Origin of the sequence: Albidovulum sp. (genome assembly GCF_008933605.1) — a bacterium.
GTDB lineage: Bacteria > Pseudomonadota > Alphaproteobacteria > Rhodobacterales > Rhodobacteraceae > Albidovulum.
The window spans coordinates 1-15,630 of the sequence record NZ_WBUS01000081.1 but is presented as its reverse complement, the minus strand read 5'-3'; the positions used below and the strand labels follow the sequence as shown (position 1 = coordinate 15,630).

Here is a 15,630-nt window from a genome sequence, read left to right as displayed (position 1 = left end):
CACCGGGTCCGGGCCTCTCGATCCACGGAAGCGGCCAGCGGCTCATCACTCCCGAGCGCGCCCGCCGGTTCCTTGCACGGCTGGACCGCAGATTGTCCGGCCACGTGAGGCTCAGGGCCGCGATGCCGGCCGGCGGCGGGGCGGGCGCATCCACTGCGGCGCTTGTCGCGCTTGCCCGGCTCGCGGGTATCGCCTCTGCGCCGGAAGCGCTGGCGAGGGCTTGCATCGCCGCCGAGGGCGCGAGCGATCCCCTGATGTTTTCCCGCCCGGAAGACCTGCTCTGGGCCTCGCGGGAAGGGCGCGTTCTCGACAGATTTCCGGCCTTGCCGAGGATGGACGTCATCGGCGGCTTTCTCGGTCCGGCCCGCCGCACCGACCCGGGGGACGCCAATTTCCCCGACATTGGCGATCTGATCAGAGCATGGGGCCGCGCAGCGTCGACCGGCCGACCGGAGGCCCTGGCCGAGATCGCGAGCCTTTCCGCCAGCCGCACCCTTGCGCTGCGGGGACCCGAAAGCGATCCGACCGCGGAGCTTGCCCGCGACCTCGGGGCGGCCGGATTTGCGGTCGGCCATACCGGATCGGCGCGCGCGCTGCTATTCGTGCCCGGACGAATCGGCCCCCATGCCGGCGCTGCACTGCGCGCGGCAGGGATGACCGGGATCGTCAGGTTCCGGGTGGGGGTGCGGCGATGACTGGGGCGATCATCATGCTCGTGGCACTTTGCGTCGATGCCGTGCTCGGCTGGCCCGACAGGCTTTTCCGCGCCATCGGCCACCCTGTCACATGGATCGGCAAGATGGTCGACGCGCTCGACCGCTGGATCAACCTCGAGGGGGCCGACGAAGGCGCGCGGCGGATCGCGGGGATCGTCACCGTCGCGGTCGTCGTCGGCGCGGCGGCCGAGATCGCCTGGGTCGTGACCTGGGCCCTTCCGGCGAGTTCGCCGGGCATCGTGCTGGCCGGCATTCTCGCCTGGCCCCTCGTGGCGATGCGCTCCCTGCGGGACCATGTCCGGGCCGTGGCCGATCCCCTCGCCGCAGGCGATCTCCTCGGCGCGCGCCGGGCCGTCGCCATGATCGTCGGACGCGATCCCGACCGGCTCGACCGCGAGGGCATCGCGCGCGCCACGATCGAGAGCCTGGCCGAGAACGCCTCCGACGGGATCGTCGCGCCGGTCTTCTGGGGCGTTCTCTTCGGCCTGCCCGGGATCGCGGCCTACAAGGCGATCAACACGCTCGATTCGATGATCGGCCACCGCACGCAGCGCTACCGCGCCTTCGGCTGGGCCGCCGCCAGGCTCGACGATCTCGTCAATCTCATCCCGGCGCGGCTCACCGGCCTGCTCTTTGCCCTGGTCTCCACCCGTCCGCGCGCGGCGCTTGAAACGATGTGGCGCGATGCGCGTCGCCACCGGTCGCCGAACGCCGGCTGGCCGGAAGCGGCGCTTGCCGGCGCGCTCGAAATCCGCCTCTCCGGCCCCCGCGCCTATCATGACGGCGTCGCCGATGAACCGTGGCTGAACGAAGGCGCCCCCGATCCGCAGCCGGCCGACATCGGGCGTGCGCTTCGCCTGTTTCGCTTCGCGATGCTGGCGATGGCGCTCGGCCTCGCTATCCTGGCGGCCCTCTGATGCGCGACCACGGAGGGAACATCGACGCGGCGATCGCGCGGTTCGGCGGCACCGCGGCAGGCTGGATCGACCTTTCGACCGGCATCAACCGCGTCCCCTATCCCGTGCCGCCGATCCCGGCTCCGGCCTGGACGATGCTGCCGACACGCGCAGCGACGGAGCGGCTGACCGCCGCAGCGCGCGGAGCCTACGGGACGGCAGCGGATATCCTGCCCGTTGCCGGCGCACAGGCGGCGATCCAGATGATCCCGCGGCTCTCGCGGCCCGGCCGCGCCCGCGTGCTGGGCCCCACCTACAACGAACATGCCGGGGCGCTGCGTTCGGCCGGTTGGACGGTGGAGGAGGTGCGAACACCCGAAGCACTGGCAGGCGCCGATCTGGCCGTTATCGTCAACCCGAACAATCCGGACGGTCGCGTGCTCACGCCCGACGCGCTCCGGGCGCTGGCGGGCCGCGTCGGGCGGATCGTCGTGGACGAGAGCTTCGCGGACGCGACGCCGGAGACCTCGGTCGCGCGCGGCGCCCTCGACCACGGCACGCTCGTCCTCCGGTCGTTCGGCAAGTTCTACGGCCTCGCGGGGCTCCGGCTGGGGTTCGTCCTCGGTTCGACCTCCGAGATCGCCCGTCTTGCGGACATGGCCGGACCCTGGCCCGTCAACGGCGCCGCCATCGAGGTCGGCGCCGCCGCGCTTGCCGACCACGCCTGGGCCCGCGACACCCGCGACCGGCTTGCCGGCGAAGCAGGGTGGCTCGATGCGCTTGCCGCCGGGGCCGGTTGGCGCAGCATCGGCGGAACGACCCTGTTCCGGCTCTACGATACTCCGGCGGCCGCGAAGGCGCAGGAGCGGTTGGCGCGCGCGCGGATCTGGTCGCGCATCTTCCCCTACTCCGGAACCTGGCTCCGCCTCGGCCTTCCGGGGGGCGAGGCGGAGTGGAGCCGGCTCGCCGCCGCCCTCGCCTGAGGGCGCCCGTCAGCGCGCCAGCGCCAGAAGCCCCGCGACGTCGAGATGCGCCTCGAGGTGATCGGCCAGCGCGTCGAGAGTCGCCTCGACCTCGGCGCCATATCGCGCGCTCGACGGTGCGCCCAGCATGGACAGGAACGCGGCACGAAAGGCGTCCCCCGCGAACATGCCGTGCAGATAGCTCCCCATGATCCGTCCGTCGGCAGAGATGGCTCCCTCCGGCGCGCCATCGACTAGGGCGAAGGGCCGTGCGCGGGCCGGGCCGTCAGTCCGCCCGATGTGAATTTCGTAGCCCTCCAACCCGGTCCCCGTCGCCGCGTGGCGCGCCTTGGTGCGGGTCACGCGCTTGTCGGGGGTCATCACGGTGCGGACGTCGAGCAGGCCGAGACCCTCGGTCTCGCCGGGCGTGCCTTCGATCCCCTCCGGATCTGCAATCGACCGGCCCAGCATCTGGTATCCGCCGCAGATGCCCAGAACGTGACCGCCGCGCCGGACATGCGCGGCAAGGTCGATGTCCCAGCCCTGTTCCCGCAGGAAGGCGAGGTCGCCGCGCGTGGACTTCGACCCCGGCAGAATCACCAGCGTGGTATCGCCCGGCAGGGCCTCGCCGGCGCGCACCATGGTGAGGCTGACCGAAGGTTCCAGATTCAGTGGGTCGAGATCGTCGAAATTGGCGATGCGACTCAAGGCGAGGCAGGCGATCTTCAGCGGCCCGCCCGCGGATGCGCGGCCGAGGTCGAGCGCATCCTCCGCCGGCAGTTTCGCCGCACCGGCGAAATGCGGCACGACGCCGAAGCCGCGCCAGCCGGTCCGCGCCTCGATCAGCCGGTAGCCGTCGTCGAAGAGCGTCGGATCGCCCCGGAACTTGTTGATCACGAACCCCGACACCATTGCCGCATCGGCAACGTCGAGCACGGCCTGCGTCCCGGCGATCTGCGCGATCACGCCCCCGCGGTCGATGTCGCCGACGAGTACGACCGGCACGCCGGCCGCCCGCGCAAAACCCATGTTGGCGATGTCGCCCGCGCGCAGGTTCACCTCCGCCGGGCTGCCCGCGCCCTCGACGATCACGAGGTCATGGGCCGCCTTCAGGCACGTGAAGCTTTGGAGCACCGGCGCCATCAATTTCGGCTTCAGCGCCGCATAGTCCCTGGCGCGCACCGTGGCCATGCGCCGCCCCTGCACGACGACCTGGGCACCGGTGTCGGTTTCCGGCTTCAGCAGCACCGGGTTCATGTCGGTGTGTGGTTCCAGCCCCGCGGCCCGGGCCTGCAACGCCTGCGCACGGCCGATCTCGCCTCCGTCCACCGTGACGGCCGCGTTGTTCGACATGTTCTGCGGCTTGAAGGGCGCCACCGACAGCCCCCGCCGCCGCGCCGCCCGGCAGAGCCCGGCGACCAGAAGCGACTTGCCGACATTCGAGCCGCAGCCCTGGATCATCAAAGCGCCCACGACCGCCTCCCGACTTCGCGCCCGCGGCGATTGCGGGAGCCTCCGGCGGAGGTATTTGCCGGCAAGATGAAAGGGAGAGCCCGCGTGAGGGGGCGGCACCGCGCCTCGGGCCGGCAAGCCGGGGAAGACGCGGCGCTTTCACCTTGCACGGTCATCGGGACCTCTCCCTGTACCGTGGCTTCACCCTCCATCGGCATGATTGACAAATTGTGACCGTTTTCATCTTGCCCCAAGTACCTCGGGGGTTCGGGGGGTGAAGCGCGATCGGCAAAGGTCCAGTGTACCTTTGCCGCGCGAAACGCCCGGCCCGTGGCCGGGCCGGATGGGCCCCCGGTCCTTGCCTCAGAACTCCACGCCCTTCTGGCCCTTGATCCCCGACCGGAACGGATGCTTCACCAGCGTCATCTCCGTCACCAGGTCTGCGATCTCGATCAGTTCCTCCTTGGCGTTGCGCCCGGTCAGCACGACGTGGGTCATCGCGGGCTTCTCATCCTTCAGGAACGCGACGACCTCGTCAACCGGCAGGTAGTCGTAGCGCAGCGCGATGTTGATCTCGTCGAGAAGCACCATGCGGTTGCGCTCGTCGCGGATCAGATCCTTGGCCTTCTCCCAGCCACGTCGCGCGGCGGCGATGTCGCGTTCCTTGTCCTGCGTCTCCCAGGTGAACCCTTCGCCCATCGCGAAGAACTGGCAGAGGTCGGCGAAATGGCCCTCGATCAGGCGCCGCTCGCCGGTGTCCCAGGCACCCTTGATGAACTGCACCACCGCGCAGGGCATTCCGTGGGCGATGCAGCGCAGGATCATCCCGAAGCCGGAAGAACTCTTGCCCTTGCCGGCGCCGGTATGGACGATGATCAGGCCCTTCTCGCCCTCTTTCGTTGCCATGATCCGGTCGCGCGCGGCCTTCTTCTTCGCCATCTTCTGTGCGTGGCGGGCGAGGTCATCGGCCGGGTCGGTCGGTTTTGGGTCGGTCATGGTCCCTTCCGTTGCTTGACAAGTCAGTGCCTCATGCCTCAGGTGAGGCGGCGCTGGTTCCTGTCTTAGGGCAGGCGAAGAGGGAATGCGACCGGCTTTGCGACCTATCGGGACGCGACGCCGAAGCGCAGCCGCCCCCGCGACCGTGACCGGAGAGGTCCCCTGAAGCCACTGGCGCGAGCCGGGAAGGCGGGAGGGCCGCCGGGGGTTCCGAAGGGAACGCCCCGAGATCCGCAAGCCGGGAGACCTGCCAGCGCGACACGTGACGGCGGACGGGGGGTTCCGCGACCGGCTCGGGGCACGCGCGCATGGATCAGCCATGGCAGACGGCCCTTCGCAGGCCCCTCCCGCGAAAGGAAGGAACGGCCCGAGTGAGCGTGACGCTTCATGTCTGCACCACCTGCACAACGGGGCGCGCGGTTGCCGAGGGCGATCAGGCCCCGGGTGCAAGGCTACTTGCCGCGTTGCGTCGCGCCGGCGCGCCGGCGGGTGTGCGGATCGAGCCGGTCGAGTGTCTTTCCGCCTGCGATCACGGCTGCAATATCGCGCTGACGGGGCCCGGGCGCTGGTCCTATGTCTATCGCGGTCTGGATCCCGACAGGCATGTGGCCGACATCCTTGCCGGTGCGGCCGCCTACGCCGCAACCGCCGACGGCATCGTCCCCTGGCGCGAGCGTCCCGTCATATTCCGCAAGCAGTCGCTTGCGCGCATTCCCCCGATGGAGAGCTGAATGGCAGACCTCAACAAGATCCCCGTCACCGTCATCACCGGCTTCTTGGGCTCGGGCAAGACGACCCTGATCCGCCACCTCATGCAGAACCCGCAAGGCAGGCGACTCGCCGTGCTGGTGAACGAGTTCGGCTCGGTCGGCATGGACGGCGAGATCCTGAAATCCTGTGCCGACGAGATGTGCCCCGAGGAGAACATCGTCGAACTGGCGAACGGCTGCATCTGCTGCACCGTGGCCGATGACTTCATTCCGACGCTCGAGGCGTTGATGGCGCGCCCGGTGCGGCCCGATCACATCCTTATCGAGACGTCGGGTCTCGCCCTGCCGAAGCCGCTCCTGAAGGCTTTCGACTGGCCGGCGATACGCTCGCGCATCACCGTCGACGGTGTGATCGCGCTCGCCGATGCCGAGGCCGTGGCGGCGGGGCGCTTCGCGCCCGACGTCGCAGCGGTCGAGGCGCAACGCGCGGCCGACGACTCTCTCGACCATGAGACGCCGCTTTCCGAGGTCTTCGAGGACCAGATTTCCTGCGCGGACATCGTTCTCCTGACCAAGGCCGACCTGGCAGGCGAGTCGGGGATCGCCGCTGCGCGCGCCGCGGTGGAGGCCGAGGCGCCGCGGCGGCTGCCGATCCTCGCCATGGAAGAGGGGCGCATCGACCCCGCCGTGATCCTCGGCCTGAACGCGGCCGCGGAGGACGATCTCCATTCCCGACCGTCACATCACGACGGGGCCGACGACCACGAGCACGACGACTTCGACACTGTCGTCATGGAGTTGCCCGAGATCGCCGATCCCGAGGCGCTGAAGCACGCCATCGTCCGGCTTGCGCGGGAACAGAACATCCTGCGCGTGAAGGGCTACGTCGCCGTCCGGGGCAAGCCGATGCGGATGCTTGTCCAGGCGGTGGGCGAACGGGTGCGCGCGCAATACGACCGGCCCTGGGGTGACACGCCTCGGGTGACGCGGCTCGTCGTCATCGGCGAGCACGACCATGTCGATCCGGCCGCCATCCACGCGGTCCTTTCGACCGGAACGCAGGAGGTCTGAGGCCTTCAGATGCATGTCATCTTCCGCGAGAGCCACGGGCTCGAGGAGACCGAAACACCGACCGACCTCGGCCAGTCCCCGGCCGAGCTGGTGGTGCTGTCCTTCTCCGACAGCGACCTCGGCGCCTTCGCGGCCGGGTGGCATCGCGGCAAGGCATCGCTGCCGACCCTCAGGCTGGCCAACCTCGTCGCGCTCCGTCACCCCCTGTCGGTCGACACCTATGTCGAGCGCACCCTTTCCGGCGCGAAGGGCATCCTGATCCGGCTCATTGGCGGCGAGAGCTACTGGGCCTACGGGCTGGCGCAGGTGCAGGACCTCTGTCGGCGCAGGGGCATCGCGCTGGCCGTCCTGCCCGCCGACGGGCAGGAGGATGGACGGCTCGACGCGCTGTCCACCTTGCCGAAATCGACCCTGCGCCGGCTGCAATCGCTCTGCGACGCAGGCGGGGCGGTCGCGGCGCAGGCCGCGCTGCAGCAACTGGCGCTGGCGGCCGGGCTCTATGCCGGTCCGGTGTCGGGCGACAAGACCGTCCCTGCTTTCGGCTGGTACCGACCCGGGGAGGGTGTGGTCGCTGCCCCCGGGGCCGATGACCGGCCGCTTGCCGTCGTCACCTTCTACCGCTCCTACCTGACCGCCGCCGATACCGATCCCGTCGACGCGCTGATCGCGGCGCTGCGCGCGCGCGGCTTCGCCGCCATCGGCGCCTTCGCCGCCTCGCTCAAGGACGCCGCCGCCGCCGACTGGCTGCGGGGCGAACTGATCCGCCTCGCCCCCGCCACCATCGTCAATGCCACCGCCTTCTCGGCCAGGGGGGCGGACGGTGCGGCCTCGCCGCTCGACGCGCCCGGCTGCCCGGTCTTCCAGGTCGCGCTCTCCACGGCGCGGCGGCGCGACTGGGCCGTCGCCGACCGCGGCCTGTCGCCCGCCGATCTCGCCATGCACGTCGTCCTGCCCGAGGTTGATGGTCGCCTCTTCGCCGGAGTGGCGAGCTTCAAGAGCCCCGGGCGCCGCGACCCAGACCTGCAATTTTCCCGCTTCGCACACCGTGCCGACCCGGAACGGATCGCCAGCATCGCCGACCGTGTGGCGGGCTGGCACCGGCTGGCGGCGACCCCGGCGGCCGATCGCGCCGTCGCGCTGATCCTCTCGACCTATCCCGGCAAGGCGCATCAGCTGGCCCATGCCGTCGGCCTCGACGCGCTGGCTTCGACCGAGGGCATCCTCGCCGCGCTCCGGGTCCAGGGTCACGCGGTGGCGCCCGGCGAGGGGCTGGGTCAGGCGCTGAGCGTCAAGACCGCGGATTGGCCGGTTTCGGCCTATGCAGACACTCTTTCGGCCCTGCCTGCGCCGCTGCGCGAAGCCCTCTTCGCCGCCTGGGGCGATCCGGAAACCGATCCTGCCGTTGCCGACGGCCATTTCCGCTTCCGCGCCATCCGCCGGGGCCGCGCCATCGTCGCGCTGCAGCCCGAGCGCGGCGAGGTGAGGACGCGGGGCGACGACTACCACGACCTGTCCCGTACCCCGCGCCACGCCTACGTTGCCTTCTACCTCTGGCTCCGGTCGCAGGGCTTGCACGCGCTGATCCATGTCGGCGCCCACGGCACGCTCGAGTGGCTGCCGGGCAAGTCGGTGGCGCTGTCCGCGGAGTGCTGGCCCGAGGCGCTGACCGGCCCCCTGCCGGTCATCTACCCCTTCATCGTCAACGACCCGGGCGAGGCGGCGCAGGCCAAGCGCCGGATGGGCGCCGTCACCATCGGCCACCTGCCGCCGCCGCTCATCGACAGTGCCGTGCCGGAAGAACTCAACCGTCTCGAACGGCTGCTCGACGAATACTCGACCGCCGACGGGCTCGACCCCGCCCGCCGGGAACGGCTGATCGCCGCGATCCGCGAGGAGGCGCGGGGGCGCGGTGTCGAGGACGATCTGGGCATCCCCGAGGATGCCTCGCCCGCCGAGGCGATCACCCGGATCGACCGCTTCGTCTGCGACATCAAGGAAAGCCAGTATGGCGACGGTCTGCACGTCTTCGGCACCGGGCAATGCGGGGCCGAGGAAAATGCCGGGCTGCTGGAGGCGCTGAACGGCCGGCGGGTCGCGGCGGGCCCGTCCGGCTCACCCTTCCGCGGGCGGACCGACGTTCTGCCCACGGGGCGCAACCTGTACACCACCGATCCGCGTGCGGTGCCCTCGCGCGCCGCCCATGCCCAGGGCGTGAAACTGGCCGAGGAACTCCTCCGCCGCCACCTTCAGGATCACGGTGACTGGCCGAAATCGCTGGTGATCGACCTCTGGGGATCCGCCACCATGCGGACGGCAGGCGAGGAATTCGCCATGGCGTTGCACCTCGCGGGCCTTGCCCCGAAATGGGACGAGGGGTCCGAGCGCGTTTCGGGCTTCGAGGTGATCCCGCTTGCCCTGCTGCGCCGCCCCCGGATCGACGTCACCTTGCGCGTTTCCGGCCTGTTCAGAGACGTATTCCCGGGCCTCGCCCAGCTGTTCGAGGGTGCCGCCGCGGCGCTGGCGGAGCGCGGGGAATCGCCGGAGGACAACCCCTATCTGCGCGCCGCGCCGCGTGTATTCGGGCCGAAGCCCGGCCTTTACGGCCTCGCCATGGCCGAGGCGATCGAGGACTACGGACCCGAGGGTCGGCTGGCGGCGGGAGAGGCCTGGCTCGCGGGCTCCGAATGGGCCATCGACGCCACGGGCGCGGCGCGTCCTGCCCGCGCGGCACTGGAAGCGCAGGTGAGGGGCGCCGATGGCTTCGTCCATGTCCAGGACCTCGCCGAGACCGACCTTCTCCTCGCCTCCGACTATGCGGCCCACGAAGGCGGGTTCGCCGCCGCCGTGGCGCGGCTCGGCGGCACCGCCCCAGCGCTCTACCACCTCGACGCCACCCGCCCCGACGATCCACGCGCCCGCACCCTGCCCGAGGAGATCGGTCGCGTCGTCCGTGCCCGCGCCGCCAATCCCGCCTGGGCCGATGGCATGATGCGCCACGGCTTCCGCGGCGCCGCCGAGATCGCCGCGACGCTCGACCACATGGCGGCCTTCGCGCATCTGGCCCGCGCGGTGCCGGCGCATCTCTTCGACCTGTACCACGCGGCGACGCTCGGCCGCGACGAGGTCGTGGCCTTCATGGAGGCGGAAAATCCCGCGGCGCTTCAGGCGCTGCGCGACCGCTTCGCCGCCCTGCAAGACGCCGGACTCTGGGTCACCCGGCGCAATTCCGTGGCGATGGAGGCGCGGCGATGAGCGCGCCCGTCATCAAGGGGTGGTGCCCCGGCGCGCTGAGGCCGATGCTTTCGGGCGACGGCCTCGTCGTCCGCGTCCGCCCGCGCGGCGGGCGGCTGACGCAGGCGCAGGGGAAGGGCATCGCCGATCTCTCCGCGCGCCACGGCAACGGTCTCATCGACCTCTCGGCCCGCGCCAATATCCAGTTGCGCGGCATCTCCGAGGCAGATCATGGCCGGCTGATCGAGGGCCTCGCCGCGCTCGGCCTGATCGACGAGACGACCGAGGTCGAAAGCCGCCGTAACATCACCGTGACGCCGTTCTGGCGGCACGGCGACGGCGTGCAGGAGGTCGTGACCTCGCTGGCCGGGGCCCTCGGCCGCCCGGACGCGCCGCCGACGCCGGGTAAGTTCGGCTATGCGGTGGATTGCGGGGCGGAGCCAGTCCTGTCCGAGATCTCCGCCGATATCCGCATCGAACGCGGCCCGGGCGGCACGCTTCTGGTCCGCCCCGATGGCGCCGCGACCGGCGCGGCGGCCACCCTCGGCAATGCAGCGACGCTGGCCGTCGATCTGGCGCAGTGGTTCCTCGCCACCGGCGGCGCGCCCGATGGGCGGGGTCGGATGGCGGCGCATCTGGCCAGGGGCGTGCGGCTGCCCGACATCTTCACCGACCTCCCCGCCCGTCCGCGCGCCACCGCTCCGGCGCCCGCCCCGGGGCCTTTGCCGCCAGGCTTCCTCGTCGCTTTCGAATTCGGGCAGATGATGGCGGAGACCATGTCTCGGCTTGCCGAAACCGGTTCGCTCCGGATCACCCCCTGGAGGATGATCCTGATCGAGGATGCGACCGAGGCGCCCCCGATTCCCGGCCTCATCATCGACCCGGCCGATCCGATGCTGCGCGTGATTGCCTGCACCGGCGCGCCCGGCTGCCCGCAGGCCCTCGTCGCGACGCGCGAACTGGCCCGCGCGCTGGCAGGCGCCCTGCCTGCCACCGCGAGGCTCCACGTCTCCGGCTGCGCCAAGGGCTGCGCCCATCCCGCCCGGGCGCCGCTGACCCTGGTCGGCCGTGCCGGCGGCACGCTCGACCTGATCCGCGACGGCACCGCCGCCGATGCCCCGTCGCTGACCGGGCTCGCCACCGCGACGCTTGCCGCAAACCCCACCCTTCTGACCGAGACGGCCCATGCCTCATAGCTACCAGACCGATGGCGCGGCGATCTACGCCGAGAGCTTCGCCACCATCCGGGCCGAGGCCGACCTCGCCCGCTTCACGCCCGAGGAGGAACCGGTCGTCGTCCGCATGATCCATGCCGCCGGAATGGTGGGGCTGGAACGCCATGTCGGCTTCTCGCCCGGCATGGCGATCGCAGCCCGCGCCGCGCTGGAAGCCGGCGCGCCGATCCTCTGCGACGCGCGGATGGTGAGCGAGGGCATCACCCGCTCGCGCCTGCCGGCAGGCAACGAGGTGATCTGCACCCTCCATGACCCGCGCGTGCCGGGCCTCGCGACGGCGATGGGCAACACCCGCTCCGCCGCCGCGCTGGAACTGTGGCGTCCGCACCTTCGGGGTGCCGTCGTCGCCATCGGGAACGCGCCGACGGCGCTCTTCCATCTTCTCAACATGCTCGAAGACCCGGCCTGCCCGTGCCCTGCGGCGATCATCGGATGCCCGGTGGGCTTCGTCGGCGCGGCGGAATCCAAGGATGCGCTGATGGACGACCTGCCGGCGCCGTCGCTCATCGTCAGGGGCCGGCTCGGCGGTTCGGCGATCACGGTCGCGGCCGTGAATGCGCTCGCGAGCCGGAAGGAATGACGATGGGCCCCAGCCACGGCAAGGTCATCTGCGTCGGCCTCGGCCCCGGCGACCCGGAGCTGATGAGCGTCCGGGCCGACCGCCTCGTGCGTTCGGCGGCGCATGTCGCCTACTTCCGCAAGGCCGGCCGCGCCGGGCAGGCGCGGCAGATCGTCGACGGAATGCTCGCCCCCGGCGCCAACGAATACCCGATGGAATACCCGGTGACGACCGAGATCCATTTCTCGGACCCGGAATACAACCGCCAGCTTGCCGAATTCTACGAAGACTGGGCGCAGAGACTGGCCGAACTGGCCGGAACAGGGACTGTTCTTGTCCTCTGCGAGGGCGACCCGTTCTTCTACGGTTCCTTCATGCACCTGCATTCCCGGCTTCAGGGCCGCGCCGAGGTCGAGGTCGTTCCCGGCATCACCGGCATGTCCGGCTGCTGGACCGCGACGGGCATCCCGATCACCTGGGGCGACGACGTGCTGACCGTGCTGATGGCCACCCTGTCGGAGGACGAGCTCGAGGCGCGCTCGCGCGAAGCCGATGCACTCGTATTCATGAAGATCGGGCGGAACCTGCCGAAGCTGCGTCGCGCGCTCGCCAAGTCGGGACGTCTGGGCGCCGCCTGGCTCATCGAGCGCGGCACGATGCCCGGCCAGCGCGTGCAGCGGCTGGTCGAGGCCGATGAGGTGACGCCCTATTTCTCCATCGTCGTGGTCCACGGCCAGGGGCGGCGGCCATGACCGGCTGGCTTGCCGTCGCCGGGCTCGGCCCGGGGGATGAAAGGCTGGTGACGGAGGAGGTGCGCGCGACCCTGGCCGAGGCGACCGACGTGGTGGGCTACATCCCCTATGTCGCCCGCGTCGCGTCGCGCGAGGGTCTGCGGCTGCACCCCTCCGACAACCGGGTGGAGATCGACCGCGCCCGCCATGCGCTCGACATGGCGGCGGAGGGTCGGCGTGTCGTTGTCGTCTCCTCGGGGGATCCTGGCGTCTTCGCCATGGCGGCGGCGGTGTTCGAGGCGCTGGAACGGCGCCCCGATCCGGGTTCCTTCGACATCCGCGTCCTGCCCGGGATCACCGCGATGCTCGCCGCCGCCGCGCGGCTCGGCGCGCCGCTCGGCCACGATTTCTGCGCCATCAACCTGTCCGACAACCTCAAGCCCTGGGAGCTGGTCGAACGCCGCCTGAGACTTGCGGCGCAGGCGGGCTTCGCCATGGCCTTCTACAACCCGCGATCGAGGACCCGCCCGCACCAGTTCGCCAGAGCGCTGGACATCCTGCGCGAGGAATGCGGGCCAGACCGGCTCATCTCCTTTGCTCGTGCGGTGACGACGCCGGAGGAGGCGCTGGCAACCGTCACCTTGGCCGAGGCCACGCCAGAGATGGCCGACATGCGCACGGTGGTGATACTCGGCAATGCCGATACCCGCCGGGTCGGGCATTTCGTCTACACGCCGAGGTCGGCCGGATGAGCAAGGAAGTCCATCACCTCCTCGACGCTGCGCGCGACCCGGCGGGTTGGCAGCGCGGGCCGGTCGATCAGGATCACGGGCAGGCCAAGCGCGCGCGCCGCGTCGAGCTTGGCCTTTGCGCCCGTTCCGCCGGCATTCTTGGCCACAATGACCTCGATGCCATGGGTGCGGAGAAGCGCCGCGTCCCCTGCCTCGGTGAACGGGCCGCGGGCAATGACGACTTCGGTGTCAGGCAAGGGCAGCACATCCCCGGGCGGGTCCACGAGGCGAAGCAGGTAGCGGTGCTGCGGCTTGGCGGCGAAGGGCTCCAGGTTCTGCCGGCCGATGGCAAGGAAGACCGGTGCGGGCGCATCCGGCAGCGCGGCCACCGCGCCCGCGATGTCGGGTACATGCCGCCAATCGTCGCCCGGTCCGTCCGCCCAGGGTGCGCGTTCGAAGGCGCAGAGCGGCACATTCGCCGTACCGCAGGCTTCGACGGCGTTCCGACTCATCCGGGCGGCGAAGGGGTGAGTGGCATCAACGACATGGGTGATGCCTTCCTCCCGCAAGCAGCGCACAAGACCCTCGGGTCCGCCGAAACCGCCGATCCGGGTCGACAGCGGCTGCTCGACTGGGGCCCCGGTGCGCCCGGCATAGGAGAAGACCGCGTCGATCCCCGCGGCGGCGAGCGCCCGGGCGAGCTGGCTCGCCTCGGTCGTGCCGCCGAGAAGAAGGACGCGGGTCATGGCTGATCCCTGGCTGACGATCATCGGACTTGGCGAAGATGGACTGGCGGGGTTGTCGGAGGCAAGCCGCGCCGCGCTCGCAGCTGCCGAGATCGTCTTCGGGGCGCCCCGGCACCTTGCCCTCGCCGGCGCCGGAGATCGGGGCCGGGAATGGCCCATACCGTTCGGAATCGACCCTGTTCTGGCGGAAGCGGGCCGTAAAGTGGTCGTCCTTGCCTCGGGCGATCCGTTCTGGTTCGGCGCCGGCGGAAGCCTCGCGGCGCGTCTGCAGCCTGGCGAATGGACCTGCCATCCTGCCCCGTCGACCTTTTCCCTCGCCGCCGCGCGACTCGGCTGGCGGCTTGAGGAGACGCTCTGCCTCGCCTTGCACGCCGCGCCCTTCGAGCGACTCGTCCCGGTGCTTGCCCGCGGTGTGCATGCCATCTGCCTCCTGCGCGATGCCGCGGCCGCCGGGGAGCTCGCCGGCTGGCTGGCCGACAAGGGCTTCGGCGCCTCCCGCCTCACCGTTCTCGAATCGCTGGGTGGCCCGGAGGAACGGCTGCGGACCGTGAGTGCCGGGGGGTTCGACCTGCCGGACGTCCGCCACCCCGTCGCGGTGGCCGTAGCGGCGGCCGGTGCGGCCGGTATGCCGCGCGCGTCGGGGCTTGCCGACGAACTCTTCGCGCATGACGGCCAGATCACCAAGCGACCGGTTCGCGCCCTGACGCTTTCGGCGCTGGCACCCCGCCCCGGCGAGGTGCTGTGGGACCTTGGCGCCGGCTCAGGGTCGGTGTCCGTCGAATGGTGCCTCGCGGCGCCCGGCGCCAGCGCGCACCCCGTCGAGGCGCGCCCTGACCGCACGGGAAACATCCGGGCCAACGCAAGCGCATTCGGCCTCGCGCATCGCATTACCGTGACGGAGGCACGCTGGGCCGAGGTGCTCGCCAGCCTGCCCGCGCCGGACGCCGTCTTTATCGGCGGGGGTGCGGACAAGGCTGGAATAGACACTCTTTGGGATCTGATCCCACAGGGCGCACGACTCGTGGTCAACGCCGTGACACTGGACTCGGAGGTGCTTCTCGCCGGCTGCCATGCGCGTCGCGGCGGCACGCTCCTCAGGATCGAACTCGCTGCGGCCGAGCCCCTCGGCCGCCTGCGCGGCTGGCAGCCCGCCCGCCCGGTCGTGCAGTGGAGTGCCGTGAAATGAGGGTGGCGGGAATCGGTTTCCGTGCGGCCGCGACGGTCGAGTCGCTTGCGGACGCGCTAGGGCGCGCCGGCGGAGGCGTGGACCTGCTGGCGACCGCCTGCGGAAAGGTGGATGCGCCGGCGTTCCTTGCCTTCGCCCGGGACCTTGGCCTTCCGGTCCTCGGCATCGCCCGGGACGCGCTTGCGCGGGAGCGGACACTGACCCATTCCAGCCGCGTCGCCGACCGGTTCGGAACCGGATCGCTGGCCGAGGCGGCCGCACTCGCGGCGGCGGGGCGACGAGCCGCGCGCGGTCTCGGCGGACGGGCTGGCGACGGCGGCGATTGCAGAAAGGACGGATGGATGACGGTGCATTTCATTGGCGCGGGGCCCGGCGCGGCGGACCTTTTGACGCTGCGGGGGCGGGACC

The 15,630-nt window shown here is 71.0% G+C and carries 15 protein-coding genes and 1 riboswitch; of the genes, 12 read left to right on the top strand and 3 right to left on the bottom strand.

Annotation, left to right across the window (positions count from 1 at the left end; all coding sequences use genetic code 11):
- From F9K34_RS11615 to cobD, 3 genes are all read left to right on the top strand, one after another.
- Positions 1-695, top strand: a 695-nt coding sequence (locus F9K34_RS11615) for a propanediol utilization protein (protein WP_291337131.1), incomplete at its 5' end; no start/stop codon positions are given.
- On the top strand, positions 692-1,633 hold the full coding sequence (gene cbiB / locus F9K34_RS11610; RefSeq protein WP_291337130.1) for an adenosylcobinamide-phosphate synthase CbiB: 942 nt from the start codon (positions 692-694) through the stop codon (positions 1,631-1,633). The genes F9K34_RS11615 and cbiB, both read left to right, overlap by 4 nt.
- The gene (gene cobD, locus F9K34_RS11605; RefSeq protein WP_291337129.1) at positions 1,633-2,595 is read left to right on the top strand and encodes a threonine-phosphate decarboxylase CobD; all 963 of its coding nucleotides are present in this window, start codon (positions 1,633-1,635) and stop codon (positions 2,593-2,595) included. The genes cbiB and cobD overlap by 1 nt, the downstream gene beginning before the upstream one ends.
- A 9-nt stretch (positions 2,596-2,604) precedes the next feature.
- Here cobD and F9K34_RS11600 read toward each other — a convergent pair whose 3' ends face one another.
- Positions 2,605-4,047, bottom strand: a complete 1,443-nt coding sequence (locus F9K34_RS11600; protein ID WP_291337128.1) for a cobyric acid synthase — start codon at positions 4,045-4,047, stop codon at positions 2,605-2,607.
- A gap of 342 nt (positions 4,048-4,389) precedes the next feature.
- Complete coding sequence (cobO, locus tag F9K34_RS11595) at positions 4,390-5,022, bottom strand: cob(I)yrinic acid a,c-diamide adenosyltransferase (protein ID WP_291337127.1); 633 nt, start codon at positions 5,020-5,022, stop codon at positions 4,390-4,392.
- 37 nt (positions 5,023-5,059) lie between these two features.
- A riboswitch (cobalamin riboswitch) is annotated at positions 5,060-5,291 on the top strand.
- A 102-nt stretch (positions 5,292-5,393) separates the two neighbouring features.
- Here cobO and F9K34_RS11590 point away from each other — a divergent pair.
- Genes F9K34_RS11590 through cobJ form a run of 7 tightly spaced genes read left to right on the top strand, consistent with a single transcriptional unit; the run spans position 5,394 to position 13,311 of the window.
- The gene (locus F9K34_RS11590; RefSeq protein ID WP_291337126.1) at positions 5,394-5,753 is read left to right on the top strand and encodes a DUF1636 domain-containing protein; all 360 of its coding nucleotides are present in this window, start codon (positions 5,394-5,396) and stop codon (positions 5,751-5,753) included.
- The gene (cobW, locus tag F9K34_RS11585) at positions 5,754-6,803 is read left to right on the top strand and encodes a cobalamin biosynthesis protein CobW (RefSeq protein ID WP_291337125.1); all 1,050 of its coding nucleotides are present in this window, start codon (positions 5,754-5,756) and stop codon (positions 6,801-6,803) included.
- A gap of 9 nt (positions 6,804-6,812) precedes the next feature.
- On the top strand, positions 6,813-10,055 hold the full coding sequence (cobN, locus tag F9K34_RS11580; protein WP_291337124.1) for a cobaltochelatase subunit CobN: 3,243 nt from the start codon (positions 6,813-6,815) through the stop codon (positions 10,053-10,055).
- Entirely contained in the window at positions 10,052-11,230 is a 1,179-nt protein-coding gene (cobG, locus tag F9K34_RS11575) for a precorrin-3B synthase (protein WP_291337123.1), read from the top strand. The genes cobN and cobG overlap by 4 nt, the downstream gene beginning before the upstream one ends.
- Entirely contained in the window at positions 11,220-11,849 is a 630-nt protein-coding gene (locus F9K34_RS11570; RefSeq protein WP_291337122.1) for a precorrin-8X methylmutase, read from the top strand. The genes cobG and F9K34_RS11570 overlap by 11 nt, the downstream gene beginning before the upstream one ends.
- A 2-nt stretch (positions 11,850-11,851) precedes the next feature.
- Positions 11,852-12,580, top strand: coding sequence for a precorrin-2 C(20)-methyltransferase (locus F9K34_RS11565; protein ID WP_436405739.1), 729 nt, complete (start codon positions 11,852-11,854; stop codon positions 12,578-12,580).
- Positions 12,577-13,311: a precorrin-3B C(17)-methyltransferase gene (gene cobJ / locus F9K34_RS11560; protein ID WP_291337120.1), complete on the top strand. Its 735-nt coding sequence runs from the start codon at positions 12,577-12,579 to the stop codon at positions 13,309-13,311. The genes F9K34_RS11565 and cobJ overlap by 4 nt, the downstream gene beginning before the upstream one ends.
- Here cobJ and F9K34_RS11555 read toward each other — a convergent pair.
- Positions 13,287-14,036, bottom strand: coding sequence for a cobalt-precorrin-6A reductase (locus F9K34_RS11555; RefSeq protein WP_291337119.1), 750 nt, complete (start codon positions 14,034-14,036; stop codon positions 13,287-13,289). The genes cobJ and F9K34_RS11555 overlap by 25 nt on opposite strands.
- On the opposite strand from F9K34_RS11555, the gene cbiE reads away from it, so the two are divergent.
- Positions 14,035-15,222: a precorrin-6y C5,15-methyltransferase (decarboxylating) subunit CbiE gene (gene cbiE, locus F9K34_RS11550; RefSeq protein WP_291337118.1), complete on the top strand. Its 1,188-nt coding sequence runs from the start codon at positions 14,035-14,037 to the stop codon at positions 15,220-15,222. The genes F9K34_RS11555 and cbiE overlap by 2 nt on opposite strands.
- A partial coding sequence (locus tag F9K34_RS11545) for a cobalamin biosynthesis protein (protein ID WP_291337117.1) occupies positions 15,219-15,630 on the top strand: 412 nt, incomplete at its 3' end. The genes cbiE and F9K34_RS11545, both read left to right, overlap by 4 nt.